The organism is Streptomyces sp. MCA2 (assembly GCF_023544705.1).
Lineage (GTDB): Bacteria > Actinomycetota > Actinomycetes > Streptomycetales > Streptomycetaceae > Streptomyces > Streptomyces decoyicus.
This window is the reverse complement of sequence record NZ_JAMJFM010000014.1, coordinates 151,062-176,858: the sequence shown is the minus strand read 5'-3', so window position 1 is coordinate 176,858 and position 25,797 is coordinate 151,062. Positions and strand designations below refer to the sequence as shown.

Sequence of the window (25,797 nt, the reverse complement as noted above, 5' to 3'; positions counted from 1 at the left end):
CTATCAGCCCCGACCCGTCCGCGGGTGCGGGGAGCAAGTCGAGGTGCTGCTCGATGCGCAAGAGAGGTCGGGACCATCCTCGCGGGTGCGGGGAGCAAACTTCGTGACCTGCATCGGTGCACGCACACAGCCCGGTTCTGAACCACTTTCACTAAGAACCACTAACACAATGCGGTTGGGCCGGCTTCTTCCTGTCGGGCTCAGTTGTCAGGCGCTGAGGAGCGTGGACCATGACCAGCTGTGGCTCGTCCTGGCCGCTCTTCACGGGCTCCATCCCTGTCGATCTCGCGCGCCCCGAGTTCGCGGGCGGTCTCTATGAACGCCCGTACATGCGGCGCGGGGGCGGACTCGGGCAGGACGAGCGCCCATTCGGTGAGTGGCGCGTCATCGATCGGGACCAGCACCACTCCGGGGTAGGTGTAATAGCGGGGGACATGGCCGTTGAGCGGGCAGACCACGCGCCCGCTGGCGACCAGGGCCAGGACCTCGTGGAAGGTCCTCGCCTGCGGGCCACGGTGGACCAGGCGCCCGCCCGGCGTCCGCTCCGGGCACATCGCCCGGTACCACTCATCGGGAGTACGCGTGCCGGGGTCCGGAACTGTCCGACCGGCCAGATCCTCAAGCGACACGCGAGCCCGTGACGCCAAATCGGAGCCGGTGGCCACAGCCAGGACCCGGCCCTCCGTCAGCACTACGGGCCCGAGCCGGAGTCCGGGTTCAGGCACCGGGAGCCACATCAGTTGCGCCGCTACCTCGCCGGCCCGTATCCGGGCGAGCGGATCGCTGAAGTGGTACTCCACGAACTCCACACCGCACTGGGGGTGGCGGGCGCAGAACTCCTCGACCAGCCAGGCCAATTCGGAGGGGAGTGCGCCCATCGCCCCCAGCCGCACGGTCCCGGAGCAACCGCGGGCAGTCTCCGCCGCACGGGTCAGGGCTTTGCGGATCAACCCGTAGCCGGGGTGGAGATCGTCGCGCAGCCTCTGCCCCAGGGGCGTCAGTGTCACGGTGCGGGTGCTGCGGTCGAACAAGGCGCCGCCCAGGCGGCGTTCCTGCCGGCTGATGGACTGGCTGACGCGTGCCTGGGAGAGATGCAGCCGCTCCGCGGTCCTGCCGAAGTGCAGTTCCTCGGCCAGCGTCAGGAAGATCTCGATGTCCCGCAGTTCCACGGCTCCCCCATTTATCACTCCCGCTTATGGCTACCTTGCGGAAACCGGCGTTGTTCCGGCCGAACAGCCTAAACGAGACTCGGCCCTGTCCCACTGACCCACCGGCACCCGGCTGGGAACAGCGTCAGCCCTGCCTGCCCGCCCCTTCTCCTTTCCGTATCGTCCGCCGCCGCGGACCGCACCGCACCGCACAAAGGATCCTCACCTTGGCACCTGATCCGACCACCGTTCACCCGCTGCCCGCGCACGACCGGGTGGTGTTCCTCAAACCGCTGGTCGCCTCACCGAAGATTGTCGTCGGCGAGTACACCTACTACGACGATCCCGGCGGCGCGACGGAGTTCGAGCACCGCAACGTGCTTTACGCCTACGGGCCGGAACGCCTGATCATCGGCAGGTACGGCGCGATCGCCACGGGAACCCGCTTCCTGATGGCCGGCGCGGAGCATCCGACGGCGGGTGTGTCCACCTTCCCGTTCACCATGTTCGGCGGCCGCTGGGCCGAGGAAACCCTGGACATCGTCACGGCGATGCCCAGCCGCGGGGACACCGTCATCGGCAATGACGTCTGGTTCGGCCACCAGGCAACCGTCATGCCGGGTGTGCGCATCGGTGACGGCGCCATCATCGCGGCCGGCGCCTTGGTCACCGCCGACGTCCCTCCCTACACCATCGTCGGCGGCAACCCGGCCAGGCCGATTCGGCAGCGGTTCACCGACGACGACATCGAGCGACTGCTCCGCGCAGCATGGTGGGACTGGCCTGTCGACCTGGTCACCGAACACGCCCGCACCATCATGGCCGGAACTCCCGCGGACATCGCACGCATCGCCGCCGAGCACGATCTGGAGAAACCTCTGTGACCCAGGTGTCCATCGACGAGCACACTGTGACTGACAGCGAAGCCGGACCGTACGCCATCACCACCGGGCCGGACGGTGCCCTGTGGTTCACCGAGACCACCGCCGACCGCATCGGTCGCATCACCCTCGACGGCCGGGTCACCGAATTCCCGCTCCCCGTCACGGGCGCGTTCCCCTCCGCGATCACCGCCGGCACCGACGGCGCGCTGTGGTTCACGCTCAACCAGGCGAACGCTATCGGGCGGATCGGCATGGACGGCGCAGTGACCCTCCACTCACTGCCGACCAAGGACGCCGCGCCGACAGGCATCACCACGGGACGCGACGGGGCCCTGTGGTTCGTCGAGATCGCCGCCGGTCAGATCGGGCGGATCACCCACGACGGGCAGGTCATCGAGTTTCCACTGCCCGACCGCGCAGCCCGGCCCCACGCCATCACCGTCGCCGACAACGGCACCGCGTGGTTCACCGAATGGGGCGGCAACCGCGTCGGCTCGATCACTCCCGACGGCACCATCACCGTGCACGACCTGCCCACCCCCGGCTCCGAGCCGCACGGCATCACCCTCGGCCCCGACGGCGCCTTGTGGACAGCTCTGGAGATCGGTGCGCTGGCCCGCATCACCCCTGTGGACAACGCCACCTGACCAACGGCACCCTCACACCCGCCAACATCAACAACGGCCGCCCGCACGGCGGCCGGAGAGGAACATCCGTGAAATACGCACTCGTGATCTTTGAGACAGATGAGTCACGCCGCCGGATCCAGGCCGACCGGGACACCTATCGCGCGGAGTACCAGACCTGGATCGGCACGCTTGCGGCGGCCGGAAAGCTGGTCGGCGGCGACGCCCTGGAAACCGAGCACCACACCCCGGCGACCGTGCGCAAGACGACCGACGGAGCGTCATCAGTGACCGACGGGCCCGCACACACCGGCGAGGAGACCCTCGGCGGCTGGTTCGTGCTCGAGGTGGCCGACCGTGCGGAGGCCGTCGAACTGGCCAAGGCCCTGCCCACCCCGGAGACGATCGAGATCCGCCCGATCCTCGAATCCGCCTGAGCCCAACCACCCTCGTACCGGCGCGGTTCGAACCGGAGCGCCGCGCCTCGGAGCTGCCGTCGGCACCGTTGACGCCGTACCGCACGCCCGCCAAGTTCAGGAAAGCCGGTCGATCGCTCTGACACGTCGGTAGGTGATCACGCAGCAGGCAACCTTTAGGAGGGCTTCATGGATGTCGTCACGTCGCTCCCAGCGGACCCTCGGACGGCGGAAGCCGTGGATCCAGGCATTTGTGCGCTCCACCACCCAGCGGACAGCACCGAGACCGGACCCGTGCGGCGTACCACGGCGGGCAATGACGGGCTTGATCCCGCGCTCCCGCAGCAAGCGGCGGTACTTGTCGAAGTCGTAGCCCCGATCGGCGAACAGCTCGCGTGGCCGGTGGCGGGGACGGCCGGTTCGACCCCTGACGCGGGGAATCGGGTTGAGCAGGCCCTGTTCTCGTATAGCTACGGCGAACGGAGATGTAGCGCGGAGCGCAGCTAGCGGGCGGCGTTGAGAGCACGGGTCTCAGTTGATGTTGCCGCTCAGCAACGTTTCCGCGGGGTTGTCTCAGTTGATGTTGCCGGTCAGCGGTCGGAGAGGGCTGACCGGCGGCGGTGCTCGGCTTGCTTGCAGCGCCGCCGGTCAGTACACCCGCTCCGGCTTCGAGCCCGGCGGCAGCACAGCGCCGCAGGCCGGACACAACCGATCCGGCCACGTACCCGCAGTCGCGCGACCCTGCCGCCGCCCACCCCAACAGCGTAGATGGACGGGGCAGTTCAAAGACGATCACTCAGGGCACGGTGATGATGATCTTTCCGCGTGCGTGGCCGGCGGCGCTGGCGTCATGGGCCGCGGCGGTCTCCTTCAGCGGGAACGCGGCGTGCAGGGGGACGGTGAGGCGGCCCTGATCGGCCAGGTCCGCCGCCAACGGCAGTCCTGCCCAGCCCGGTGACTCCCCTGCCTCGGAGCGGGAGAACCGCACTCCGTGCCGAGCGGCGTCGAAGTCCGCGATGGTCACCACGCGGTGCGGGTCGCCGACGATGGCCACCAGTTCGGCAAGGGAGCCCTTGCCGGCCGCGTCCAGAACCACGTCGACACCGTGCGGAGCCAGTGCGGCAAGGCGATCGGCCAGCCCCGGCCCGTAGGTGACCGGTACGACGCCGAGCGCCTTGAGGAAACCGTGATTGCTCTCGCTGGCGGTGCCGATCACGGTGAGGCCGCGGGCCCGGGCGAGTTGCGCGGTGATGGTACCGACACCGCCGGCGGCGCCCTCGATCAACAAGGTCATGCCCTCGACGGCGTCCAAGGCTTCCAGTACACGCGTGGCCGTGTCGATATTGCCCGCGGCGCCACCCGCTTCCCCGAAGGACCACGACCGAGGCTTGGGCGCCCACGCCTCCAGCACGGCGTACTCGGCCGCGGCGCCGCCCTGGTCCACGACGGGAACGAGACCGAAGACCGCATCTCCCACGGCGGTGCCGGTCACCCCCTCCCCCACCTCGTCGACGATGCCCGCGGCATCCATGCCTGGTACATGGGGCAAGTCCAGGGAGACGAAGTCCTGCAACATCCCTGAACGCAGGTACCAGTCGGCAGGGGTGACGCCGGTGGCACGCACGGCGATGCGGACCCGACCGGGCCCGGCGTGTGGCTCCTCGACCTCTTCGACGGCAAGAACCTCGGAACCGCCATAGCGGTGGTACTGCACAGCAAACACGGACAGCCTCCATACACACACGGCACGTCGTTCGACAGGAGAACTCACGGCCGCTCACCTCCGCGGCCGGGAGCCGACCGCGGGAACCCGCGGCATCACGTCACGCTAACCCGCTAAACGGTCGACCTCTTCCGTTTGTGCTTAAGTGGGAGACATGCCTGACCGACTGTCTCGGAACCCATCCACCTCCCCCGCCGGCACCCCCGCCCCGGGGCAGCGAGCCGACGCCCGGAACAACCGCGCTCGGCTCCTCCAGGCCGCTCGCGACGCGTACGCCCTCGACGGCACCGACGTGCCCTCCAGCGCAATCGCCCGCCGAGCCGGTGTGGGTGCCGCCACCCTCTACCGGCACTTCCCGACCCGCGACTCGCTGATCGCGGCCGCGTTCTCCGAACAACTCGGCCAGTGCATTGCGACCGTCGACGAGGCCCTCAAGGACGACGATCCCTGGCGCGGACTTCGCACCGCCCTCACCAAGGTCTGCCGGATGCAGGCCGAGGACCGCGGCTTCAGTGCCGCCTTCCTCGCCGAGTTCCCCGACGCTCCCGACGTCCGACGTGAACGCACCCGCGCCGAGTCGGGCCTCGCCCGGCTGGTACAGCGGGCGAAGGAAACCGGACAGCTGCGCAATGACTTCGAGAGCAGCGACGTCACGCTGCTGCTCCTGGCCAACAACGGCGTCCTGCGAGACTCCCCGGCGGCCTCCATGGCCGCGTCCCGCCGCCTGCTCGCCTACTTCCTCCAGTCCTGTCGGCCGACGGACGACACACCGCTGCCCGAACCCGCGCCACTGCGTCTCGACGACCTGTACAGGGCACCGCGTCGAACGGGATGACCGGATTGCCGAAGACAAGTTCGGTGATCCGGTGGCTGGTCGGCAGGCGGTGTGCGGCCCTGAGGGCCCCATGGATCGCGCATCCACGACTACGACGCGTGGCTCGACCGCTTCGAGACCGCCCTGCGCGGCCTGCCCGACCGCCAGCGGCAACACTCGCTGCTCCCCCTGCTGCACGCCTTCGCAAGGCCGGAGAAGCCCCTGTCCGGCTCTGCCCTGCCGGCGGACCAATTCCGCGCGGGAGTACGAGCCGCCGCCCTCAACAAGGAAAACGACATCCCCCATCTGTCGCAGCACCTGATCACCAAGTACGTGGCGGACCTTCGATCACAGCACCTGCTGCGACCGAGCCCAGTCGGACGATCACCACAGGGGACGACCTGATGACCTCTGTGGTGCCGGTCGATGTCGGTATGAGCCGCACCCCGTAACCCGGACCGACACCCTCTCCGCCGAACTGGGCCGCTCGCGGCCCCTGCTGCTGACCGAGTTGGAGATGCCGGCCTCCACTACACAGCTGGCCCACCGCACCGGACTCTCCCCCGCCGGGGTATCCCAACACCTCACCGCGCTACGCAACGCGGGCCTGGTCAGCGCCCACCGCGCCGGCCGCTCCGTCCTCTACGCCCGCACCACCGCAGCCGAAGCCCTTCTCCAAGCCGTCTCCGCCTGACCTCGCGTCAACCCCCGAAGGATTTACGGAGCCGACCAATAAGGCGTAACGCTTCATGAGGGCTCCAAGGAATGGGAAGGAACGCAACGCCCTCAGTGAAGCTGCGATCGCAGCACGTGAAATGACGATTACAGTCCAACCCGACTGAAGAGGCGACGGTCCGCGACGTTCGCCCTGACCGGCCATCGGAGCTCTCAGCAGCAATCACCGCCGAGCCGCGCCCCGGCGGCTAGGACAGTTCAGGCGGCTGATGCCGGCTTCTGTTTCTGCCGGACTTCCGTCAGGCACGCGACGCAGAGCGGGTTCTCTGGGGTTGAGAGGTGCCGCGAACCGGGTTGGTGCAGCTCAGCGGTGATGTGGTTGAGCGTAATCAGTGCAACAGGTGTGGTGCCATCACCGATCCGAGCGAACCGGCTCGCCCGTAATGGCCCCGGACTCCCGTCTCTGCTGAGAACCTGATGCTCCTCATCGTCTGTGGGGGGAAGCCGGGTGGACGCGAGACAGGGGCGGGCCGTTGGATGCGGGCGACTTGATTTCTGCTGTCAGCGCGCTTGTTGCCGCTGTTGCGGCGGGGGTGGGCTGGTGGCAGGCGCATAGTGCCAAACGCGCTGTCATGGCGGCCGAGGAACAGGCCAACGTGATGCGCGACCAAGTCAAGGCGGCCGAGGAACAGGTCAACGTGATGCGCGACCAAATCGTGCTGGAGCATATGAGGCCCCGCTTTGAAGTCACCCACACTACGACGATGTTGCTCCCCCGCGGCGGAGGGCGACTGGTAATTGAGGTTGCGCAGATCACCGGCGTGCCACTCGATGACGTGAAGGTGGAGCTGTATGTGGGCAGCAGACAGGTCATGACCGATGAGTCGCACGACAGCGTCCGCACCTGCCTGTACTCCGCGCCCGGCAGTAAGATCACCTTCCGCGCTCACCTCGACGTAGAGGCCGCGCAGGCCCCGGCCGTCCGCGTCGAACTGTCCGGCACAGAGGCCCAAGGCACACGGCAGTGGGCTGAAAGGCTCATCGCCCATCCGGTTCTCACGGACAACAGACTGCTCACCGAGGGGCGGACCGCTGCCGGACTGCCCCGGCGCGCCTCGAGCGGCCGCGACAGGTACTCCGTGAACGACGAGCGGTGGCGACAGGGCGAGGTCTCCCGCGCCCCTGACGACGTACGGGGCAGGCTGAGCAATCTGCGCCGCGGTGTCCAGCGGGGTCGCAGTGTGGGAAGTGAAGCGAAAGGTCAGGGCTCTGGTCCTGACAACGCCTCGAGGCAGGACGTGAGACCTGGTGGGACCGCCTCGGCGGGTGTGGCCCCAGATGCCGCCAGCAACGACACCGGCCCTGAAGACGATTCGAGCCGTTGATCGCATTCCCCCTCCGTGACGTCCTCTGAGGCTGCCAGCCCCTTGAGCGAGCCGACGATCAGGCACGTTGGTTGAGAGCAGGAGCTGCTAAGGGTTTTGTGTGGCTTTCTTTCGGGATGCGTCGACCTTGGCATGGCACGTCGAGCAGAGCGGGTTCTCTGGGGTTCGATGTTGTGGTTGTGGCGTACGCCGCGCCGTCCTGGCCGCGTGTGAGTGCCGGCCGGCTGTAGCCGTCGGGGCCGGGCATCGGCTGGAAAGGCCAGGAGGTGAAGGACAAGTGGTTGCCGTCGCGCACATTGGCCCAGAGCAGTCGGCCGCCCGAGCCTCTGATGACGCAGATCAGGGAGGTGCCGTGGAAGGCCAGGGCCGGGGTGTCGTATGCGGTGACGCTGTGGGTTCCCAGGTGCGTCCACGATGTCCCGTCGAAGACGGTCGCGTGCAGCTTGTTGTCCGTGGTCGTGTAGACGCAGTATGTCATCTGGCCGTAGGTGGCCAGGGCGGCCGACGACCGGACGTTCTGCGCGTTGGGGACCTGCCGGACCGGGCTCCAGGAGCTCCCGTTGTAGGTGCTCCAGTACAGGCGTCCCCGCGTGAGCAGGGGCGCGTCGTGCCCGCGGCTCACGCACAGGAGCGTGTCGGGCCTGGCTGCGAGGGCCGGTGCACCGCTGATTGTCCAGGTGGCGGGCAGGGCCGTGTCCGGGCCCCAGTTGGTGGTGAGCACGGAGATCGCCGTGGTCATCCGCGGGTGGGAGCCGAGGGGGCCGCGAGCTGCCGCGACGAGGACGGAGTGCCCGCCGCTGCCGCCGTCGAAGTCCCAGCCCCAGACCTCGCCGCGGTCGATCCAGCTCACCAGTGCGGCGCGGTCGAAGACGAAGGTGCGCTCAAGGACCAGGTCGTCGTAGTTGGTGAACAGTTCGATCAACGCGGCGATGGCCAATGCGATCATCCCGGCGATCTCGATGAAGTCGATCATGTCGTGGTATTCCGGGACGGGGTAGTGCCCGCCGTACTGCCGGAGCCTTTCGGCCATCTCGAACAGCAGGTCCGAGATCCTTCCGAGGGTGCGGCGCATCTCCGCGTGGCACTCCCCGGGGCTGTGGTCGGCCTCCCACATGATGATCCGCGAGGTGAGGAACTCCTGCACCTCGCCCGTGAACAGCATGGTCCCGGCGTCGAAGTCCCGGTAGTCGCCGCTGCTGATGCCGCCGTACTCGCGGGTGACCGAGGTCTGCTTGACCCCGGTGTCGGACGCCGCGGACAGGGCCCAGTAGATCTCGTCGCGGCCCCACTCGCCCGATTCCCGGTAGCACTTGAAGTACTTGAGCTCCACATCCACGCGCTCCGGCGCGCTCGCCCTGGCGGCGTCCGGGCGGTGGTCGGAGGCGGTCACCATCGTGAACCCGTGTCCGTAGTCGCCCAGCGCCTTCACGAACTCCGGACTGTCCAGGGACCCGTCCTCGGGCAGCCGGTCCAGGTCGAGCAGGCTCATGGTCGGCTGGGCCATGACCTGCCCGCGCATCCCTGGCAGGTCCGCGACCAGATCCTCGAACGCGTATCCGTCGGCGAGGTCCCGTGAGGTAAGAGTGGAAGGGAACATCGGCGATGCCGCGCCCTCCTTGCGGAAGGCCCGCCCGAACTCGCAGACCTCCTCCTCCGAGAGCAGCAGCAGCCGCCGCAGGAACGACACCCTCTCTTCTTCGAGGCCGGTCAGCTCCAGCCCCGCATCCAGCCGAGCCGAGCCGCGCCGCGCCGCGCAGCATCACCCCGTACAGCAGCCCGGTCTCCGGCGCGGGCGCCGCCCTCGGCGTCCGCCGGCCCACCGGCCGCCCCTGCAACTGCGCCTGCAACCGCTCCAGCCGTTCTCCTCCGTGCGGCACGTTGCCAGAAGGCTGATCCCAACTCCGCTGACTCCGGCCCGGCCGGGCCGTCCCGGTGGAGGGTGGCTATCTGGTGAGCGGCAGTTGGCAGTTCGCCTCCGGTATGGCGCACGCCACCCATATCCACAGTGCGATCCAGGTAGCGGGCACCGGGGAGCTGCGGGTGCTGGCGCTGCCGAAGTCGCAGGTGGAGCTCGTCGACAACTGGGATGTGCTCGGGCTGCGTGCGACGCACAGTATTGATTACCACTGCGCCGATGTGTTTGTCCCGGCAACGCACACGTATCTCGCCACGACGACGAACCCGGCCAACGGCGGCGCGATCTACCGCCTCGGGTTGGTCAACACGTCCGCAGTCGGGCACACCGGGTGGGCGCTCGGTGTCGGGCGGCGCCTGCTCGATGAACTGAAGTTGGTCGCCGCGGCCAAATCCGGCACACGTAACGCCGCCGTCGACACCGCGCAGTTCCACGCGGCGTACGCAACCGCCGAAGCCAAACTTCGTTCGGCACGGGCGTGGGCGATGGAGGTATGGCGAGATATTGAAGACACCCTGGATGCAGGTGAGTTGACGAGTACCGAGCAGGACACTCTGCTCAGGCTGGCGCTCAACCACGCGACGTGGACCGTGCAGGACGTGGGTCAGACGGTGCACCGATGGGCGGGGACAGCGGCGATCCGGCGCGGGCCGGTCGACCGGTTTCTGCGTGATCTCGGCACAGGTACCCAGCACATCACCTCAAGCCCCACGGTCCTTCAGAACTGCGGGAAATGGCTCAGCGGCGCGCAACCCCGGGCGCACTGGGAATTTCTCGACTTGACGCCATGACCCCCAGGTCGGCGAGTGCGCACCGGCACGAAGGGGAGGCAGCGTACGCCCGGTTCCCGGATTCATGGTGCCTGCTACGACGCCGCCGCTTGGCAGCGGGGCCAAAGCCGATGCGCATGGTGATCATCCACGGCCTGCATCGTTCTGCCTGCCGCCCGCTGATCGACAGGGCGGTCGAACGACCGATTTCTCCCTATGACCGCAATGTCTCCGAAGGCGACTCCCCGAACTGTTGGCGGTACGCGAGTGAGAAACGGCCCGGGTGCAGGAAGCCCCAGCGGGAGGCGACGGCGGTGACGGTCGCGGCACCCGGGTCGGAGGCCAGGAGTTCCTTGCGTACGCGGTCCAGGCGGACCTCGCGCAGGTACGCGAGCGGTGTCGTGTCGAGGTGCCGGCGGAAGCCTTCCTGAAGGGCCCGTACGCCGACGCCGACGCATTCCGCGATCTCCGCGACCGTGAGCGGCTCAGCCGCGTGTCCCTCGATGACCTCCATGGCGCGGCGGACCGCGGGCGGTGCGACGCGCGGCTGCTCACCGAGCAGCGCCGATGTGTAGTTGTTGGGCTGAGCCATCAGCAGCTGGGTCATGAGGAGTGATTCAAGCTGTTTTGTCACGACGGGCCGGCTTGTCATGCCACCAGGTCCCTCCGCCTCCCGGCGCATGAGGTCGACGATGTTGAGCCAGGATCGGGAGCCCGGTGTGGTGAGGTTCATGCCGAGCGAGAAGAGGAGCGGGCGGCGCACGGTGCGGCCGAGCAAGCTGCCCAGGTGCGATTCCAGCGACGATCGGTCGAACCACACGATCAGCTGCGGATTGCCGTCACCCCAGCGCATGTCCAACTTTCCGGTCGGAGAGGGGACAGAAGCGAGTTCCGGGGAGGAAATGATCTCCTCGCGGCCGCAGGTGATTTCGGCGTAACCGGCGAGCGGGATCTGGACCAGGAAAAAGCTCTCCAGATCGCCCGGTGTGATGCGGACTTCCGTTCCGTAATCGAGGTAATAGAGACCTGTCCGATCGAAGGGTGCGCCGTGCAGCCGGGCGTCGAGCGTCGCCGAGCGACGCATGATGCGCAGGTCATGCGGACAGAAAGCGCGGCCGACCTCGGCCCGCGCCTCCCAAATGTCCGTTGTATGGAACCGCTGGTGATTTGCGAGAGGGGACTCTTCAGCGGGCATAGGAACCTCCACCGCCGAGATGCGCGATCGGGACAGCAACCCGCGTGATCCGGATAGCGCAGGTGATCTTGCCATACCAAGATTGATCCCTGACCGCCGCGGCCCCGAGAGAATCCTGGGAATCAACAATGCAGGGAGTGCGGGCCGGACTGCGCTCGTCAGAGGCGGAGTCACGCCCAGCGGACAGCCCGTCGCCTGCGCGCTGCGCGTATTACGCGCGACCGGCGCGGCGCGGGCCGCCAAGACCGTACCCCTACGTGTCGCGGCACCCTTGCCTCTGCTGCCCCGGCCCGCCGATTCGGCCGGGCCCCTTTAGCCGGCCGGGTTACCCGGGGCCCATCCCCCGGCCCTACGGGTGACCCGGCCTCCCGCGGCTGCCCGCCAGCCCCCTCCGGCGGGCAGCCGCATTCCACACAACCGCCGCCCACTCGTTGACGCCGCCACGTGCCGAAGCGCTGCACAGGGCACGGCACTGCACGGCACCGCTCAAGAAACCGCACACTCCAACCCCCGGAGATCCCCCTCATGCGCAAGATCACCATCGTCGGAGCCGGCCAGGCGGGCCTCCAGCTCGGTATCGGCCTGCTCAGCCACGGCTTCGACGTCACCCTCGTGTCCAACCGCACCGGAGACCAGATCCGCGAGGGCCGGGTCATGTCCAGCCAGGCCATGTTCGGCACCGCGCTGGCCCACGAGCGCAACCTCGGCCTCGATTTCTGGGGCGACGCCTGCCCGCCGATCGCCGGGCTCGGCGTGAACATCGCCGACGGCCAGGGCGGCCGGGCGCTCTCCTTCGACGCCCGCCTTGAGGCCACCGCCCGCTCCATCGACCAGCGCGTCAAAATGCCACTCTGGATGGGCGAGTTCGCGCGCCGCGGCGGCCGTCTGGAGCTCTGCGAGGCCGGCATCGAGGACCTGGAGCGCTACGCCGCCGAGTCCGACCTGGTAATCGTCGCGGCCGGCAAGGGCGAGATCGCCGGGCTGTTCGAGCGGGACGCCATGCGTTCCCCGTACGACGCTCCGCAGCGCGCCCTGGCTCTGGCGTACGTCACCGCCATGGCAGGGCTGCCCGACCGCCCCGGCGTCAGCTTCAACGTCATCCCCGGTGTGGGTGAGTACTTCACCATGCCCAGCCTCACCACCAGCGGCCCCTGCGACATCATGTTCTTCGAGGGCATCCCGGGCGGCCCGCTCGACTGCTTCGACCGGCTCACCCCCCACCAGCAGCTGGCGAAGTTCCAGGAACTGCTGCGGACGTACGTTCCGTGGGAGGCCGAGCGCTGCACCGATGTCACGCTCACCGACCAGAACGGCACCCTCGCGGGCCGCTTCGCGCCGACCGTCCGCAAGCCCGTCGCCACACTGCCCTCCGGCGCTCAGGTGCTCGGCCTCGCCGACGTCGTCGTCCTCAACGACCCGATCACCGGTCAGGGGTCCAACAACGCTTCGAAGTGCGCGGCCTCTTACCTCGCCACCATCCTGGACCACGGCGAGCACCCGTACGACGCCGCGTTCATGGAGCTGGCCTTCGGCCGCTTCTGGGACAACGCACAGTCCGCCACAACCTGGACCAACGCGATGCTCGGCGCCCCGCCGCAGCACGTCCTGGAGATCTTCGGCGCGGCAAGCGCCAACCCCCGTATCGCCGCCCGCTTCGTCAACGGCTTTGACGACCCACGCGACTTGCACCACTGGTTCCTGGACCCGGTCGCCGCGAAGAACTACCTGACGGAGACGAGCGCCTGAGTGCCCGTCAGGACCTAGACAACGCCAATTGGCGCTACGTCAGCGATACCACGTAACGAGATCGGGACAGCGGGACATGAGAAGGATCGCGGTGGTGGGAGCCGGGCAGGCGGGTGCCCAACTCGCACTGGGACTCCAGGCACACGGTTATGACGTCACCTTGGTCACCGACCGCGACCCCGACGAGATACGTCGCGGCCCGGTCATGTCCAGCCAGTGCATGTTCGACACCGCGCTGCAAAGCGAGCGCGAACTCGGACTGCATCACTGGGAGGATCAGGCCCCGGACATCTCCGGCATCGCGTTCTCTCTCATCGGTCCGCACGGCACTCCGAACGTCTCCTGGCGCGCGCCGCTGGAGGGCCCTGCCCACTCCGTCGATCAACGGGTCAAGTGTGCTGCCTGGGTCGAGCAGTTCGCGGAGGGCGACGGCGGTGAGATCGTGCTGCACGAGGCGGGCGTCAACGACCTCGAATGGTACGCCCGTACGCACGATCTCGTCGTGGTCTCCACGGGCAAGGGCGAGCTGAGCCAACTCTTCCCGCGCAACTCCGAACTCTCCCCGTACGACGGGCCGCGCCGTGCGCTGGCCCTGACGTACGTCACGGGAGCGGCACCGCGGGAGGGGGAGGGCGCCGTCCACTACCGCCTGGTCCCCGGCGTCGGCGAATACTTCTCCTTCCCGGCCCTGACCGCCACCGGACCCTGCGACATCATGGTCTTCGAAGGCGTCCCCGGCGGCCCGATGGACTGCTGGGACGACATCCGCACGCCTGAAGGCCACCTCACCCGCTCACTGGAAGTCCTCCACCGGTTCTTCCCCGACGAATACGAACGCTGCCGGCACGCCCTGCTCACCGACAACGGCGGCGTGTTGCGCGGACGGATCACGCCGACCGTCCGGCACCCCGTCGCCCGCCTGGCCTCCGGCCGGCACGTCCTCGGCATGGCCGACGCCGTCGTCCTCAACGATCCGATCACCGGCCAGGGCTCGAACAACGCGGCCCAGGCCGCGGCCCACTACCTCGACAGCATCCTCCGCCACGGCACCGCCGAATTCACCCCGCAGTGGATGCAGCGCACCTTCGACAGCTTCTGGCTCGGCTGGGCTCAATGGGCCGTCGGCTGGACCAACTCTCTCCTGACCGACCTGAGTCCCCACCACCACGACCTCCTGGCAGCGGCAGCCGAGCTCCCCGCTGTCGCCGACGCCCTCGCCGCCGGATTCGACGACCCGCGCACCCTCTACCGCTGGTGGTTCGAGGAGGCCGAGGCGCACCGCTTCCTCGCCGAGAAGCGCGCCCAGCACGCCGCCCGCTTCGACGGCCGCGAACTGCGCCGTGCGCTGGGCCAGTACGCCACCGGCGTGACCGTGGTGACGGCCCGCGCCCCCGACGGCCGCAACGTCGGAATGACCGCGAACTCCTTCACCTCCGTCTCGTTGAACCCGCCCCTCGTCCTGTGGTGCCCCGGCAAAAACAGCCCGAGCCTCCCGGACTTCACCGACGCCTCGCACTTCGCCGTCCACATACTGGCCGCCGACCAGCACCACCTCTCCCGCCAGTTCGCCACCCCGGCCGACGACAAATTCCGCGGTACCCCCACCACCCCCGGCATCGCCGGCACCCCTCTCCTGGACGGCGCGGTCGCCCGCTTCCAATGCCGCACCGTCCAACGCCTGGACGCCGGCGACCACGTCATCTTCCTCGGTGAGGTGGAACAGTACGAGGCCGATGGCGGTACCCCTCTGGTGTTCCACTCGGGGTACTACCACGTGGCGACGAAGCATCCAGATCTGTGAACGCGCATGCGGATCCGTTCCGTTCTTCTGCGCGGTGGAGAGAGACTTCCCGAGGCTGTCCTATGACACCGGGCTTCCCCTGAACCACCACCGCAGCGCACTGGCGCCCCGAGCGCGACGGCGTCCGCGCCCGGAGCATCGATCGTGACGCTGTGCCACGCCCCAGACCGCCTATGTCCCGGCCAGGTAAGCTCGTCACGAGCAAGGTGAGCTCGATCGAGACCGTTCGAGCGCCCGGCAAGCGGATAACCGGGCTCAGTGGTGCGCAACCTCGCGCGGCTGCGGATCAGCCCCCCTGCATATCGCTGCCGCGGCGAGCAGCGTCTGGCAGCAGCGCCTCCTCACCGAGGAAGATCTGGTACGTCAGGAGGAGGCCGAGGACCACACCGTCCCGGGCGGTACGGCGGCCAGGCGTGCCGCCGCTGTCATGGCCGCCACCGTGATGAGCGCCAGCCCCATCGAGTCTGAGCCCCTCGACCTGACGGGCGGCCTTGACTACCCGTACTGGCTAGCGTTGTTGAGTCTCCCGGGTGTCCGCCTCCTCATCGTTGGCCAGCCACTGTTGCGCAGCGGCGAGCCGCTCGGTCACCGCGTGGTCTCGGTGGAAGCGAGCGCGCAACTGCCGGCCTTTCGCGGTGGCCTCACACGTCAGGCTTCCTTCGCTTTCAGCAACGCTCCTCTGATTGCTACCGGAGCGGTGGCCAGTGAGCCAGGATCGCGGGCTGAGGAACCGGCTTTGCGTCCTGTGTGAGCCACCTACGGCCGTCAGCCGGACTCGTGGGACGAGCAAAGTCCCTGATGGATCGTTGCGCCGCTACAACACCACGTGCACGTTGATGCGGAAGGAACTCGCGTAGGTCCCGTCCCACGACCCGGCGAGAAGCTGTGGGTGCGGAGCGGCTCCTCCGCACCCAATTCGCCCTGCCCGTGCATGACGCGGCACGCCCGTACTTGAGAGACCTCAAGGACCGTGTGGGAGGGATAGCCCGTCGTCACGCTGTGGTGGAGGGAGCAGGAGAAGTGCTTGCCGTAGGACCAGGTACCGTCCGTGCACTTGGGCGTGTCGCCATTCGGGGCGGAGTCCGACGAGTCTCAGCTTTGGGCGCCATGACAGTGCCCGTGGGCGACTTCGGGCGGGCACGGGGCCACTGTTGCGCCGCGGTCGTGACGCCACTCGATCAGCGCGATGCCCAACGCCGACAAGATGGCGGCAATGCCGACGCCGACGGACGCTGCCACGGCCAGCCGGTAGTCGTCCCCGCTTGAGGCCAGTACCAGGTAGTACGTGCCGGGCAGCGCGGCCGTCCCCACTGCCCCGCCCAGTCGCTGTCCGGTCTGCAACGCACCGCCGGCGGCGCCCGCCATCCGCACCTGAACATCCCGCAGCGTCATCGTCACATTCGGGGAGATGACGAAGCCACTGCCGATACCGCCCACGAGGAGGGCGGGGACAGCGGCCCAGACGGCGACCGATGACGGGGCGAACCTGAGCAGCAGCGCCGCTGCGGCGAGCCCGACAACGACACCGACCAGGCCGAGCACGGTCAGCAGCCTGCCCATCCGCTCCACAAGCCGTCCGGCTACGACGGCCGCTCCCGCGGAGCCCACCGCGAACGGTGTCACGGCCAGTCCGGACTGCAGCGGCGAATAGCCCAGGCCGTTTTGGAAGAACAGGGCGAACACGATCCACACACCGCTGAATCCCATGAAGTAGAGCGTCGCCAGGCTGGCACCGGTCGCATAGCCGCGGGTTCCGGTAATCAACCGTGGATGCAGCAGCGGTTCGCCGCCTTGGGCTGCGACTCGGCGCTCCCACTTCCCGAAGCCGACCAGCAGCAGTGCCCCTACTGGGAAGAGCCACCACAGATGGCGCACACCGCCGGAGTCGGCTTGGACCAACGGCAGCAGAACCGCCAGGACACCGCACCCGATCAGAGCAACCCCCGACAGATCCAGGTGTCCCCTCTTCCCCGGGGCGACACGGGGCAGCAGCCGGTAGCCGAGTACAAGTGCCACAGCACCGACGGGAAAGTTGACAAGGAAGATCCAGCGCCAGCCCTGGGGCCCGGTGGCCAGGGCGAGAATGAGGCCTCCGGTGATCGGACCGACCGCACTGGAAATGCCGACGGTGGCGCCGAACAAGCCGAAGGCACGAGCACGCTCGGCTCCACTGAACATCTGTTGGATCAGCGCAGAATTCTGCGGAGCAAGGCAGCCTGCGGCGATTCCTTGCGCCATGCGGGCGATGACGAGCAGGGTGATCGTCGGCGCCGCCCCCGCTGCGATGCTGCACAAGACGAATGCCGCGAGCGCTCCGAGGAAAATCCGGCGTCGGCCGATCGCATCGCCAAGACGCCCGGCCGGCACCAGCGCAAGCGCGAACGTCAGCGCATACCCGGACACCACCCATTGCACTGCGGCCGGGGAGGCGCCCAGATCCCTTTGCATCGAGGGCAACGCGACCGCGACGATCGTCACATCGAGCAGGATCATGAAGCCCGCCACCAGCGTGACCCACAAGGCCCGCCAACGGTTCGGATCCAGCCGGCCTGCTGACGCCGCCGTGCCTGGTGGTCGCCTACTCGGTCCCACGGGGGCCCCTTTCGACGGCGTCACGACCCAGTGTCCGTGCACACGACAGACCAGACATTACGTGAATAAATACAACTACTCACCCGATCAGATAGGCCCCTGCGGTTTCCCGGCCAAGGGGAGGAAAACCAGCACCGGAATCAGGCATGCTGACTGCCAGAGCCCCAAAACCTGGAGCTACCGTCGTACAGCAGCAGGGCCATTCACCACGGGTAAGCATCATTGATCGTGACGGCGAACCGAGCCATCATCACCTGATCATGGGCGTGGTGGCACGATCTGCGGTCATGGCGGCGGCCTGGCGCCAGGGCTACCCCGGCAGGAGAGACAATTCGTACGACATAGCGGGTGCCTACCACGACCACGTGATCGTGGCTCGCTGGTCGGGCTATTCGGCCCACGGGGAGCCTTCGGTCTGTCGGTCCTTTCGGCGACACCGCGTGGTTCTCCGGGCGCAGGGTGAGGTCCACGGCGCTCCAGCCTCGCCCCGGAACCACCGAGCCCGTCCTTCGGCAGGCCCTCCGGGAGCCGCAAGCCAGTGGCCTGACGGACCTGGCCTACAACATCATCAAGCTCGGCCGGCCGCCCCGCGTACAGGGACCATCCCCGCGGGCCCGGGGACCGCCGAAAGAGCCAGGCCCGAGGCGGCTTGCAGTGCAACCCCGCAGCCGTGGTTCAGGCAGCGCCGTAGAGTCCGGCCAACTCGGCGATGGCGCGGGCCATCTCCGTGCGGGCTTCGGGAGGGCTGACGACTTTACTCGCCGTTGAATCCGCAGCGGATCGGTGGAACGAAGTGGAACCGTGAGGCAGCCGCTCTGACCCAGCTCTACAAACACCGCATGAACGCCCGGCACGCGATCACCCTCCTGCGGGCCCTGCTCGTCCTTGCGACCAACTAAGTCCAGCGATGACGGACGATCACGCGTCCACGATCACACTCCCGATCAGCACGAGCACCGCCACCCGAACATCACACCAGCCCCGCTGACCAGCAAAGACCACGAGGGCGGTCTCTCACTGGACGTCCAGCAGCACCTTCCCTTGCGCGCGGCGCTCGTCGAGTTCGAGCAGAGCCTGCGATGCCTGCTCAAGCGGGAAGCGCCGCCCCATCACGGGCTGAAGCTTGCCGGCCCGCAGGAGAGGCAGTAGCGCGGCCCACTGCTCCTGCAGATAGGAAGGCTGCTCCACCCAGAACGCGCCCCAGCCGACTCCTGAGACGTTGAGGTTGTTGCGCATAAGGCTGTCGACCTTGATCTGGGCAACGTCGCCGCCCGTTGAGCCGACGACCAGAAGGCGGCCCTCGCGCGCGAGGATGCGCAGCGAGCCGGAGACCCGGCCGGCTCCGACCGGGTCCACGACGATGTCAACGCCGCGATTTCCGGTCAGTTCCAGCACCGCGTCCTCGAAGGCGTCGGCCAAGACGACCTCATCGGCGCCGGCAGCCTTCGCCGTATCGATTTTTCCCGGTGCGGACACGACCGCGACCACCCTGGCATCCAGTGCGGCGGCCAACTGCACCGCGGCGGTGCCGACGCCGCCGGCTGCTCCGTGCACCAAAACGGTCTCACCCGGCTTCAGTTGCGCCCGGCGCACCAGGCCGAAGTGCATGGTCAGATAGTTCATGGGCAGGGCCGCGCCCGCGTCGAAGGACACATTGTCGGGGAGCGGGAAGACCGCCGTCGGCGGGGCGGTCACCGTCTCGGCGTATCCGCCGACCCCGGGGAAGGCCGCGACCCGCTGCCCCGCTGTCAGGCCGCTGTCCGAGGGGGCGGACCTGACGGCTCCGGCGACCTCGGTGCCCGGGATGAAGGGAAGGGTCCGCCGCAGGTGGTACTCACCGCGGCTCTGCGAGACCTCCGGAAAGGTCACGCCGGCGACGTGCACGTCGATGACGACCGACTCGGCATCGACCGTCGGTTCATCGACTTCGACGAGCTCTATGGCGTCGGGACCCTTGAGGGTGGTGATGTGCACAGCACGCATGGGGGGCTCCTGGGATGGGGCAACAGGAAGGAACGGCACGGTTACTTTTCGCGCCTCGGTACTCTTCAAGAACCGTGACCAGCATGGTGTACCAGCCGCATCCCGATCAATAAGGCACTTTTTGGTGTCCCGGTTCTCTGGAGGTAACGATGCCCCCGACTGATAGCCAGTCGCAGCAGGACGCGGGCCGGGCCCGCGTCGTCCTCGGCATGGTCGGGGACAAGTGGTCGCTCCTGGTCGTGTGCCGCCTCGATCTGGGGCCGCGCCGTTTCACCGAACTAAAGCGAACCGTCGACGGAATCAGCCAGCGCATGCTCACCGTGACCCTGCGGAGCCTGGAACGGGACGGCATCCTGATCCGCACCGTCCACAACGTCATGCCGCCTCACGTCACCTACGAGCTCACCCCGATGGGCAGAACGCTCTACGAAGCCACCGCGCCCCTCCGGAAGTGGACCATCGAGCACCTGGCGCACATCGACGACGCCCGCGCGGAATACGACGCCCGCGCCAACGCCCAGCCCGCCGAAGCCGTCAAGAGTCACAGCTGATCGTTCCCGACCCGACCGCGCATCTCGCGGGTGAACTGGGAGTCCTCGCGTTCAAGCGAGGCTACGCCCAGTGGTCCGAAAGCCATCGTGATGACGCGGAAGGGCTCGCACCACACGCACTGGCAGCCTTGAACGCGCGCTTCTTCGGGTCGGACTCGTTGTCCTGGACGTGCACCGCGGTGTTCCATTCGTGCACCACATGGACAGGGTGAGTGCCGAAGCGGTCCTCGCAGGTCGCCGTCCATTCGTGAATTCGAGACCGTCACCTGGACCGGCGAGAGCGAGCCGACCTGGTACGAGACCTTCCAAGGCGAGGCGAAGCGCGACTTCTGCCCGACCTGTGGCAGCCGTGTCGCGGCGATCGACAGCGACACCCCGGAGATCGGCATCAACGCCACCGCCCTCGACGACACGAGCGGCGCAGACCTTGTGCCCATCCACGCGTCCTTCAAGGACAACGCGGTGCACTGACTGCCCCCGGTGCCGGAGACCGAGCACAGTGCGGCTGGCTGACCGCCCGTCCACTGGCCGGCGGCTTCACCCCTTCACCCGCACCCTCGATGGTCCCGGCCGGCATCCTGTCCTCGCCCGCCAGCAGGGCGCGAACTCCCGGGCTGGGGCCCGCAGCGGGACCTGCTCGGCCAGGATGCGGAGAACTCTGCGAGAGCCGTGCGGGAGTCCAAGACGGTTCAGGGGATGCTCAACCAGGACGACTTCAGAAAGGAACTGGAGGACTTCCTAGAGGCATTCGGGCCGTCGTTACCTGACGTGAAGAAAGCGCACGACCACATCCCAGGACTTCGAGAACTGCGGGCCGCTTCGAAGAATCTGGGTGAGTGGAACATCGGGACATCGGCGGAGAATTTGAGAGTCGCCCGCGACATAGTTCTCTGCATCGGGAACATGCTCGGCGACGAGAACACACACAGGTCCATCAATTCCATCGAAGTGGCCTGCATCGCGCCGGTGAACGAGGCACAGTCAGCCTGACAGGAGCTGCTCGTCCGAACCGTTGGGTGGCCGTCCCACTCCTTCGACGGCTACCACCGCACGCCACAACACAGAGGAGCACAAGACCTGAACACATGGACTTGACAGGGAAACCTGCAGTTACACGCACTGCCAGAGGCTGTCGGGCGGCCCGATGATGTCCTGGGTCTCCTTCCCTCTGAGCGGCCTGGCCTGGACCGGGGAGGACGGCGAGCCGGTGGGGCACTACACCTGGCTTCTCCGGACTACCGAGGCGTCCCGTGATCAGGTGACGGGACGATCAGTCCTGAGGGGAAGGGCCGGTATGGGGCCGGAGAACGGCTGCGTACGGCGCGGGTGTTACTTTCCTTCCCGTGTTAAAACACCAGGACGAGACCAGGGCGGCCTACGACGGGGTCGTCGAGCTGTACGCGTCGATGTTCGCTAATGGGTTGGAGACGCAGCCGTTCGCGCGGAACATGATCGGCACCTTCGCCGAGCTCGTGCGTGGCACGGGGAACCGGCGGGCAGCCGACGTCGGGTGCGGACCCGGTCATCTGACGGCCATGCTGCACGCCTTGGGGCTGGACGCCTTCGGGCTCGACCTCTCCCCGGCCATGGTCGACCACGCTCGGCGGGCCCATCCGGCACTGCGGTTCGACGAAGCGCGAATGGAAGCCCTGCCGGTCGAGGACGGCGCGCTCGGCGGAGTGCTGGCCCACTACTCGATGATCCATACCCCACCTGGAGAATTGCCCGCGCTGCTCGCCGAGCAGGTGCGTGTCCTGGCACCAGGGGGCCTGCTCCTGGTGTCCTTCTTCGGGACCGAGGGGCCGGAACCAGTCCGCTTCGATCACAAGGTGGCGCCCGCCTATAGCTGGCCGGCCGAGAGGTTCGCCGAGTTGCTGGCCGGGGCCGGACTCGTCACGGTGGCTCGGTTGCTCCACGACCCAGCGTCCGAGCGGGGCTTCCTCGACACCCACTTGCTGGCCCGCCGCCCGTAGAGCGTGGCCCGTGGCCTGGGCCGGGTGGTGCAGATCGTTCGCCTGGATGAAGCTCGTCGCGCCGCGTTCTGGCCGATCGATTTCGATCGGTGCCAGCGTCCACTCGGTAGGTGTTTTTGATCCCTGGCCGTGAGGTGGGTACGGCTGGATGATCTGGCCCGTGGGGGTTGACAGGACGGCTCGGCGGTACTGCCGGAAGTGCGGTGATCCGCTTCCTAACTCATCTTCGGGCATCGGCTCTCCGGCTTCTCGTGCATGCGGGATCATGAAGCATGCGCCCAGATGCCTGGCACTTCACCGAAGACATCGACGACTTCCTCACCCGCGCCGGAGACTTCCTCCGCTCGCGCCCCGCCCTGCACAACACGCCGCTCACCACGTTGGATAAGTGGCGGACCCACCCAGGCGCGTACACGCCCGGCACCGTCCTCTTCGGCCGACTGGAGTCGGACGGTGAGACCCAGGCGATCTTCTACCGCCCGCCGACTCGCCGGCTGACCCTCACTCCGCTCTCCCCCGAACAGGGCGACGCCCTCGCTGCCCATCTGACCGGCCTTGGCCACACGCTGTCCGGCGTCACCGCGGACCACGACACCGCCACCGCGTTCGCCAAAGCCTGGCAGCAGCACACCGGCGCGACGTCTACGCTCCGCGTCCGGATGCACCTGTACCGCCTGGATACCCTCACCCCGCCGAAGCCGCACCCGGACGGCCGCAGCCGCCTGGTCGGCCAGCAGGACCATGAGCACCTCATGCGCTGGTGCCGCGAACTCGCCGCCGACCTCGGGGAGACCGTAACCATCGACGCCGCCTCCTGGGCTGGCACCCGCTTCGCCGAGAAGCGCTACACCTTCTGGGAGACCCCGGACGGAACCCCCGTCTCCATGGCCGGTCTGAACCCAATGGTCGCTGGGATGGTCCGGGTAGACCCCGTCTACACCCCGGCCCACCTCCGTGGCCGCGGCTACGCGGCCGCCGTGACCACCCAGGTGAGCCGGGCCGCGCTCGCTGCAGGTGCCACGGAGGTCGTGCTGTACACAGACGCGGGCAACCCCACCAGTAACGCCCTCTACCAGCGACTCGGCTACCGCCGTGTCACCGACTGGGCCCCGTACGACTTCGCGTACACCGAACCGGAAGCCAGCTGAACTGACACGACAGGCACAAACAACACCGCAGCACCACCAGAACTCCGTCGCCTAGACCGGCCTGTGCTTCGGTGAACAGCGCAGGGAGAAAAACACCTACTGAGCATCGCCGGAGGTGACAACCGTCCAGGTCACAAAGGCTCCGGCGGTGTGACCGCGGCAGTGGTGCGAGCAACGATCTCCCGGAAGGTGGGAATTCCCAAATCGACGGACTCCTGCTGCCGGGAGATCCGCGCGTCGAGTTGGGCGAGCTTCTCCTCGGCGTGGGTCAGGCTGCTCTGCAAGCCTTCGATCTCGCCGAGCCAACCTTCGCGTTCGGCTTCCAGGATGCGCGCGAGGAGGTTGTCGCGGATCTCTACGAGCCGAGGACGTTCCGTCGCGTGAACGATGAGGACGGGACAACGGACACAGGCGTGTTCATGAGCACAGTCGGTTCCGTATGCGCGGCCGCACTCGCCTAGGGCGAGCTTGCGGCGCTCGAAATGCCCGAGGAACTCGTCCCATTCCTCTGGGGTGACGGTGCGGTACTCCTCGACAGGCCGCAGGGCCCGGCGTCGGGCGATGAATGCTCGATGTGCCTCGATGGCGTCCGTCGGGTAGATGGCGGCGTATCCCATCGTCGTTCCGATGTGGTCGTGACCAGCAATGACCTGGGCGATGTGGGGCGGCAAGCCGTTGAGGATGGCGTCCGTGATGAAGATTCGTCGGAAGTCATGGGGCTGGAAGATGAGGGGTTCGCCCACGCTGTCCACCAATCCTGAGGCCAGCAGAGTCGCGTCGAGTCCCCTGCGGATCGACGCTTCAGACAGCGGACGCGGATAGCCACTCATGCGATCTTGAAGCAGGAGGGGCATCGGCGGGTTCCAGACCCGTTCGTAATGGTCGTAGCTTCGAACCAGGGGAACTCTCCCGTCGGGAGCGCGGACTCGGGAGACGATCGCGCTCAGCACGTCGGCCAGTTCTGGTGTGACCAGGACAAGTCGTTCTTGGTCCGTCTTCGACGGGGCGATCTGCAGGAGCTGCCTGGGTGTGTGGCACCCGGACAGCAAACGTCCTGGTTGGCGGCTTCTGGGGCGTCCAGACTCGGTGGCGAAAGGGACGACATCGGACGGGAGGAGGGCCTCGTGCCGCAGGCGAGTGAGGACAGTGTTGACGTGGTCGGGATGTGGGTGACCGCGGACGGTGACATCCGTCAGGAGCTACGGGCGGACGGTCGCTACGACGAAGCCCGCGGGAAGCGACCAAGCGCGTACACGGGCCGCTACACAGTGACCGGCAACCGTCTGCAGTACGTCGATGACTCCGGATTCACCGCGACCGGTGAGGTGCGTGATGGCGTGCTCTACCACGAGCACCTGGTGCTCCACCGCAAGGAGGAGTACCAGTCATGAGGGGCATCGGCAAGCCGGCGGTCGCGAAGGCCGTGGCCCGCTCAGTCAGTCGGCCGGCAGGGGGCGACATCGACGAGATCGGGGCCGTCCCCGTCGCCAGTGCGCAGCAGCAGCGACCTCGGGCACAGCGGACAGTACGCGTGCGCCCATGGACGCCAGTACAGGCCCTTGAGCGGGAGAACGAAGATGACGACAGACACGGACCGACGCCCCACGCGGGATGGTGACGCCCTGCGTGGCACGGTTGCTGTGGTGACCGGCGCCGCGCGCGGCGTGGGCAGGGCCACCGTGGCGTGGTTGCACGCCCGTGGAGTACGCGTCCTGGCCGAGGACATCCGGCCCGAGGTGGAGGACCTGACCGCGGAGTTCGACGGTGTGACCACCCTGGTCGGCAACGTCTCCCGGGAGGAGACGGCCCTGCGTGCGGTAGAGCTGGCGCAGGAGCGTTTCGGTGGCCTGGACATTCTGGTCAACAACGCGGGGCGGACGCTGAACAAACCCTTCACCGAGACCACGGCAGAAGACTGGGACACCCTGATGGCCGTCAACGCCCGCGGCGCGTTCCTCCATGCCCGGGAGGCGTTCCGCGCCATGCGCGAGCACGGACGAGGCGGGGCGATCGTCAACGTCGGCTCCTACACCTGCACGGTCGCGCTGCCAGAGGGGTCGGCCTACACCGCGTCCAAAGGAGCCCTGGCACAGCTGACCAAGGTCATCGCGCTGGAGGGCGGCCCCCACAACATCCGGGCCAACGTCGTGGCACCGGGCGTGATCGAGACCGACATGCTCGACAACATCCGTGACGACAGCCGCGCCTACCTGCGCTCCTTCGCCGGCGCGCACCCGCTGGGCCGCGTGGCCCAGCCGGAGGAGATCGCCGAGATCATCGGATTCCTCGCCTCGGCGCGCTCCAGCTTCATGACCGGCGCCGTCGTCGCCGCCGACGGCGGCTTCACTGCCGCCTGACCCCACACACCGCCCGCCCCGTTCGAGCGCGGGGCGGTACTGCCCCAGCGAACCACGACCGAGACCCACCCGAGTCCCGACCGAGAGAGGACGAC

At 67.9% G+C, this 25,797-nt stretch carries 22 protein-coding genes and 4 pseudogenes; 18 read left to right on the top strand and 8 right to left on the bottom strand.

Annotated features, from left to right (window positions below; translation table 11 throughout):
* Positions 1-200: 200 nt before the first annotated feature.
* Complete coding sequence (locus tag M8I34_RS14665; RefSeq protein ID WP_250049924.1) at positions 201-1,169, bottom strand: LysR family transcriptional regulator; 969 nt, start codon at positions 1,167-1,169, stop codon at positions 201-203.
* 206 nt (positions 1,170-1,375) lie between these two features.
* Here M8I34_RS14665 and M8I34_RS14660 point away from each other — a divergent pair, with 206 nt between their 5' ends.
* From M8I34_RS14660 to M8I34_RS14650, 3 genes and pseudogenes are all read left to right on the top strand, one after another.
* Entirely contained in the window at positions 1,376-2,032 is a 657-nt protein-coding gene (locus tag M8I34_RS14660) for a CatB-related O-acetyltransferase (RefSeq protein ID WP_250049923.1), read from the top strand.
* A pseudogene (locus M8I34_RS14655) lies at positions 1,993-2,679 on the top strand (virginiamycin B lyase); the annotation flags it as partial. The gene M8I34_RS14660 and the pseudogene M8I34_RS14655, both read left to right, overlap by 40 nt.
* Before the next feature lie 83 nt (positions 2,680-2,762).
* Positions 2,763-3,095 (top strand): YciI family protein, encoded by a 333-nt coding sequence (locus M8I34_RS14650; protein ID WP_250049922.1) that lies wholly within the window; start codon positions 2,763-2,765, stop codon positions 3,093-3,095.
* A gap of 96 nt (positions 3,096-3,191) precedes the next feature.
* Here the strand turns inward: M8I34_RS14650 and M8I34_RS14645 are convergent.
* Together M8I34_RS14645 and M8I34_RS14640 are read right to left on the bottom strand one after the other, a co-directional pair.
* A pseudogene (locus M8I34_RS14645) lies at positions 3,192-3,512 on the bottom strand (transposase); the annotation flags it as partial.
* Positions 3,513-3,870: 358 nt separating this feature from the next.
* Complete coding sequence (locus M8I34_RS14640; RefSeq protein WP_250049921.1) at positions 3,871-4,797, bottom strand: NADP-dependent oxidoreductase; 927 nt, start codon at positions 4,795-4,797, stop codon at positions 3,871-3,873.
* 154 nt (positions 4,798-4,951) lie between these two features.
* Here M8I34_RS14640 and M8I34_RS14635 point away from each other — a divergent pair, with 154 nt between their 5' ends.
* The 3 genes and pseudogenes from M8I34_RS14635 to M8I34_RS14625 all read left to right on the top strand — a co-directional run bounded on the left by M8I34_RS14635 (position 4,952) and on the right by M8I34_RS14625 (position 7,671).
* Positions 4,952-5,632, top strand: a complete 681-nt coding sequence (locus tag M8I34_RS14635) for a TetR/AcrR family transcriptional regulator (protein ID WP_250049920.1) — start codon at positions 4,952-4,954, stop codon at positions 5,630-5,632.
* A gap of 451 nt (positions 5,633-6,083) precedes the next feature.
* Positions 6,084-6,305 (top strand): annotated as a pseudogene (locus M8I34_RS14630) (winged helix-turn-helix domain-containing protein); the annotation flags it as partial.
* A 514-nt stretch (positions 6,306-6,819) separates the two neighbouring features.
* Complete coding sequence (locus M8I34_RS14625; RefSeq protein WP_250049936.1) at positions 6,820-7,671, top strand: hypothetical protein; 852 nt, start codon at positions 6,820-6,822, stop codon at positions 7,669-7,671.
* Positions 7,672-7,729: 58 nt separating this feature from the next.
* On the opposite strand, the gene M8I34_RS14620 is transcribed toward M8I34_RS14625, so the two are convergent.
* Complete coding sequence (locus M8I34_RS14620) at positions 7,730-9,358, bottom strand: hypothetical protein (protein ID WP_250049919.1); 1,629 nt, start codon at positions 9,356-9,358, stop codon at positions 7,730-7,732.
* Between the two features lie 263 nt (positions 9,359-9,621).
* Between M8I34_RS14620 and M8I34_RS14615 the strand changes: the two genes are divergently transcribed.
* Positions 9,622-10,377, top strand: a complete 756-nt coding sequence (locus M8I34_RS14615; RefSeq protein ID WP_250049918.1) for a hypothetical protein — start codon at positions 9,622-9,624, stop codon at positions 10,375-10,377.
* 193 nt (positions 10,378-10,570) lie between these two features.
* Here M8I34_RS14615 and M8I34_RS14610 read toward each other — a convergent pair whose 3' ends face one another.
* The gene (locus M8I34_RS14610; protein ID WP_250049917.1) at positions 10,571-11,551 is read right to left on the bottom strand and encodes an AraC family transcriptional regulator; all 981 of its coding nucleotides are present in this window, start codon (positions 11,549-11,551) and stop codon (positions 10,571-10,573) included.
* Positions 11,552-12,076: 525 nt separating this feature from the next.
* Here M8I34_RS14610 and M8I34_RS14605 point away from each other — a divergent pair.
* The 3 genes from M8I34_RS14605 (at position 12,077) to M8I34_RS14595 (ending at position 15,849) form a co-directional block, all read left to right on the top strand.
* Positions 12,077-13,297 (top strand): styrene monooxygenase/indole monooxygenase family protein, encoded by a 1,221-nt coding sequence (locus M8I34_RS14605; protein ID WP_250049916.1) that lies wholly within the window; start codon positions 12,077-12,079, stop codon positions 13,295-13,297.
* Positions 13,298-13,373: 76 nt separating this feature from the next.
* Entirely contained in the window at positions 13,374-15,098 is a 1,725-nt protein-coding gene (locus M8I34_RS14600) for a styrene monooxygenase/indole monooxygenase family protein (RefSeq protein WP_250049915.1), read from the top strand.
* A gap of 427 nt (positions 15,099-15,525) precedes the next feature.
* Complete coding sequence (locus tag M8I34_RS14595; RefSeq protein ID WP_250049914.1) at positions 15,526-15,849, top strand: hypothetical protein; 324 nt, start codon at positions 15,526-15,528, stop codon at positions 15,847-15,849.
* Positions 15,850-16,190: 341 nt separating this feature from the next.
* Here M8I34_RS14595 and M8I34_RS14590 read toward each other — a convergent pair whose 3' ends face one another.
* The gene (locus M8I34_RS14590) at positions 16,191-17,591 is read right to left on the bottom strand and encodes an MFS transporter (protein WP_374210908.1); all 1,401 of its coding nucleotides are present in this window, start codon (positions 17,589-17,591) and stop codon (positions 16,191-16,193) included.
* Between the two features lie 863 nt (positions 17,592-18,454).
* Here M8I34_RS14590 and M8I34_RS41295 point away from each other — a divergent pair.
* Positions 18,455-18,589 (top strand): hypothetical protein, encoded by a 135-nt coding sequence (locus M8I34_RS41295; RefSeq protein ID WP_284050319.1) that lies wholly within the window; start codon positions 18,455-18,457, stop codon positions 18,587-18,589.
* Between the two features lie 115 nt (positions 18,590-18,704).
* On the opposite strand, the gene M8I34_RS14585 is transcribed toward M8I34_RS41295, so the two are convergent.
* Positions 18,705-19,673 (bottom strand): NADPH:quinone oxidoreductase family protein, encoded by a 969-nt coding sequence (locus M8I34_RS14585; protein ID WP_284050335.1) that lies wholly within the window; start codon positions 19,671-19,673, stop codon positions 18,705-18,707.
* Between the two features lie 149 nt (positions 19,674-19,822).
* On the opposite strand from M8I34_RS14585, the gene M8I34_RS14580 reads away from it, so the two are divergent.
* The 5 genes and pseudogenes from M8I34_RS14580 to M8I34_RS14565 all read left to right on the top strand — a co-directional run bounded on the left by M8I34_RS14580 (position 19,823) and on the right by M8I34_RS14565 (position 23,345).
* On the top strand, positions 19,823-20,224 hold the full coding sequence (locus M8I34_RS14580) for a helix-turn-helix domain-containing protein (RefSeq protein WP_250049911.1): 402 nt from the start codon (positions 19,823-19,825) through the stop codon (positions 20,222-20,224).
* 2 nt (positions 20,225-20,226) lie between these two features.
* Positions 20,227-20,436, top strand: a pseudogene (locus M8I34_RS41625) (hypothetical protein); the annotation flags it as partial.
* 484 nt (positions 20,437-20,920) lie between these two features.
* The gene (locus tag M8I34_RS14575; RefSeq protein WP_250049910.1) at positions 20,921-21,214 is read left to right on the top strand and encodes a hypothetical protein; all 294 of its coding nucleotides are present in this window, start codon (positions 20,921-20,923) and stop codon (positions 21,212-21,214) included.
* Positions 21,215-21,567: 353 nt separating this feature from the next.
* Positions 21,568-22,197: a class I SAM-dependent methyltransferase gene (locus M8I34_RS14570; RefSeq protein ID WP_250049909.1), complete on the top strand. Its 630-nt coding sequence runs from the start codon at positions 21,568-21,570 to the stop codon at positions 22,195-22,197.
* A 272-nt stretch (positions 22,198-22,469) separates the two neighbouring features.
* The gene (locus M8I34_RS14565; protein ID WP_250049908.1) at positions 22,470-23,345 is read left to right on the top strand and encodes a GNAT family N-acetyltransferase; all 876 of its coding nucleotides are present in this window, start codon (positions 22,470-22,472) and stop codon (positions 23,343-23,345) included.
* A gap of 131 nt (positions 23,346-23,476) precedes the next feature.
* Here M8I34_RS14565 and M8I34_RS14560 read toward each other — a convergent pair whose 3' ends face one another.
* On the bottom strand, positions 23,477-24,394 hold the full coding sequence (locus M8I34_RS14560; RefSeq protein ID WP_250049907.1) for a site-specific integrase: 918 nt from the start codon (positions 24,392-24,394) through the stop codon (positions 23,477-23,479).
* Between the two features lie 114 nt (positions 24,395-24,508).
* On the opposite strand from M8I34_RS14560, the gene M8I34_RS14555 reads away from it, so the two are divergent.
* Both M8I34_RS14555 and M8I34_RS14550 read left to right on the top strand, forming a co-directional pair.
* Positions 24,509-24,736: an Atu4866 domain-containing protein gene (locus tag M8I34_RS14555; protein ID WP_250049935.1), complete on the top strand. Its 228-nt coding sequence runs from the start codon at positions 24,509-24,511 to the stop codon at positions 24,734-24,736.
* 186 nt (positions 24,737-24,922) lie between these two features.
* The gene (locus tag M8I34_RS14550) at positions 24,923-25,702 is read left to right on the top strand and encodes an SDR family NAD(P)-dependent oxidoreductase (protein ID WP_250049906.1); all 780 of its coding nucleotides are present in this window, start codon (positions 24,923-24,925) and stop codon (positions 25,700-25,702) included.
* Positions 25,703-25,797 lie beyond the last annotated feature (95 nt).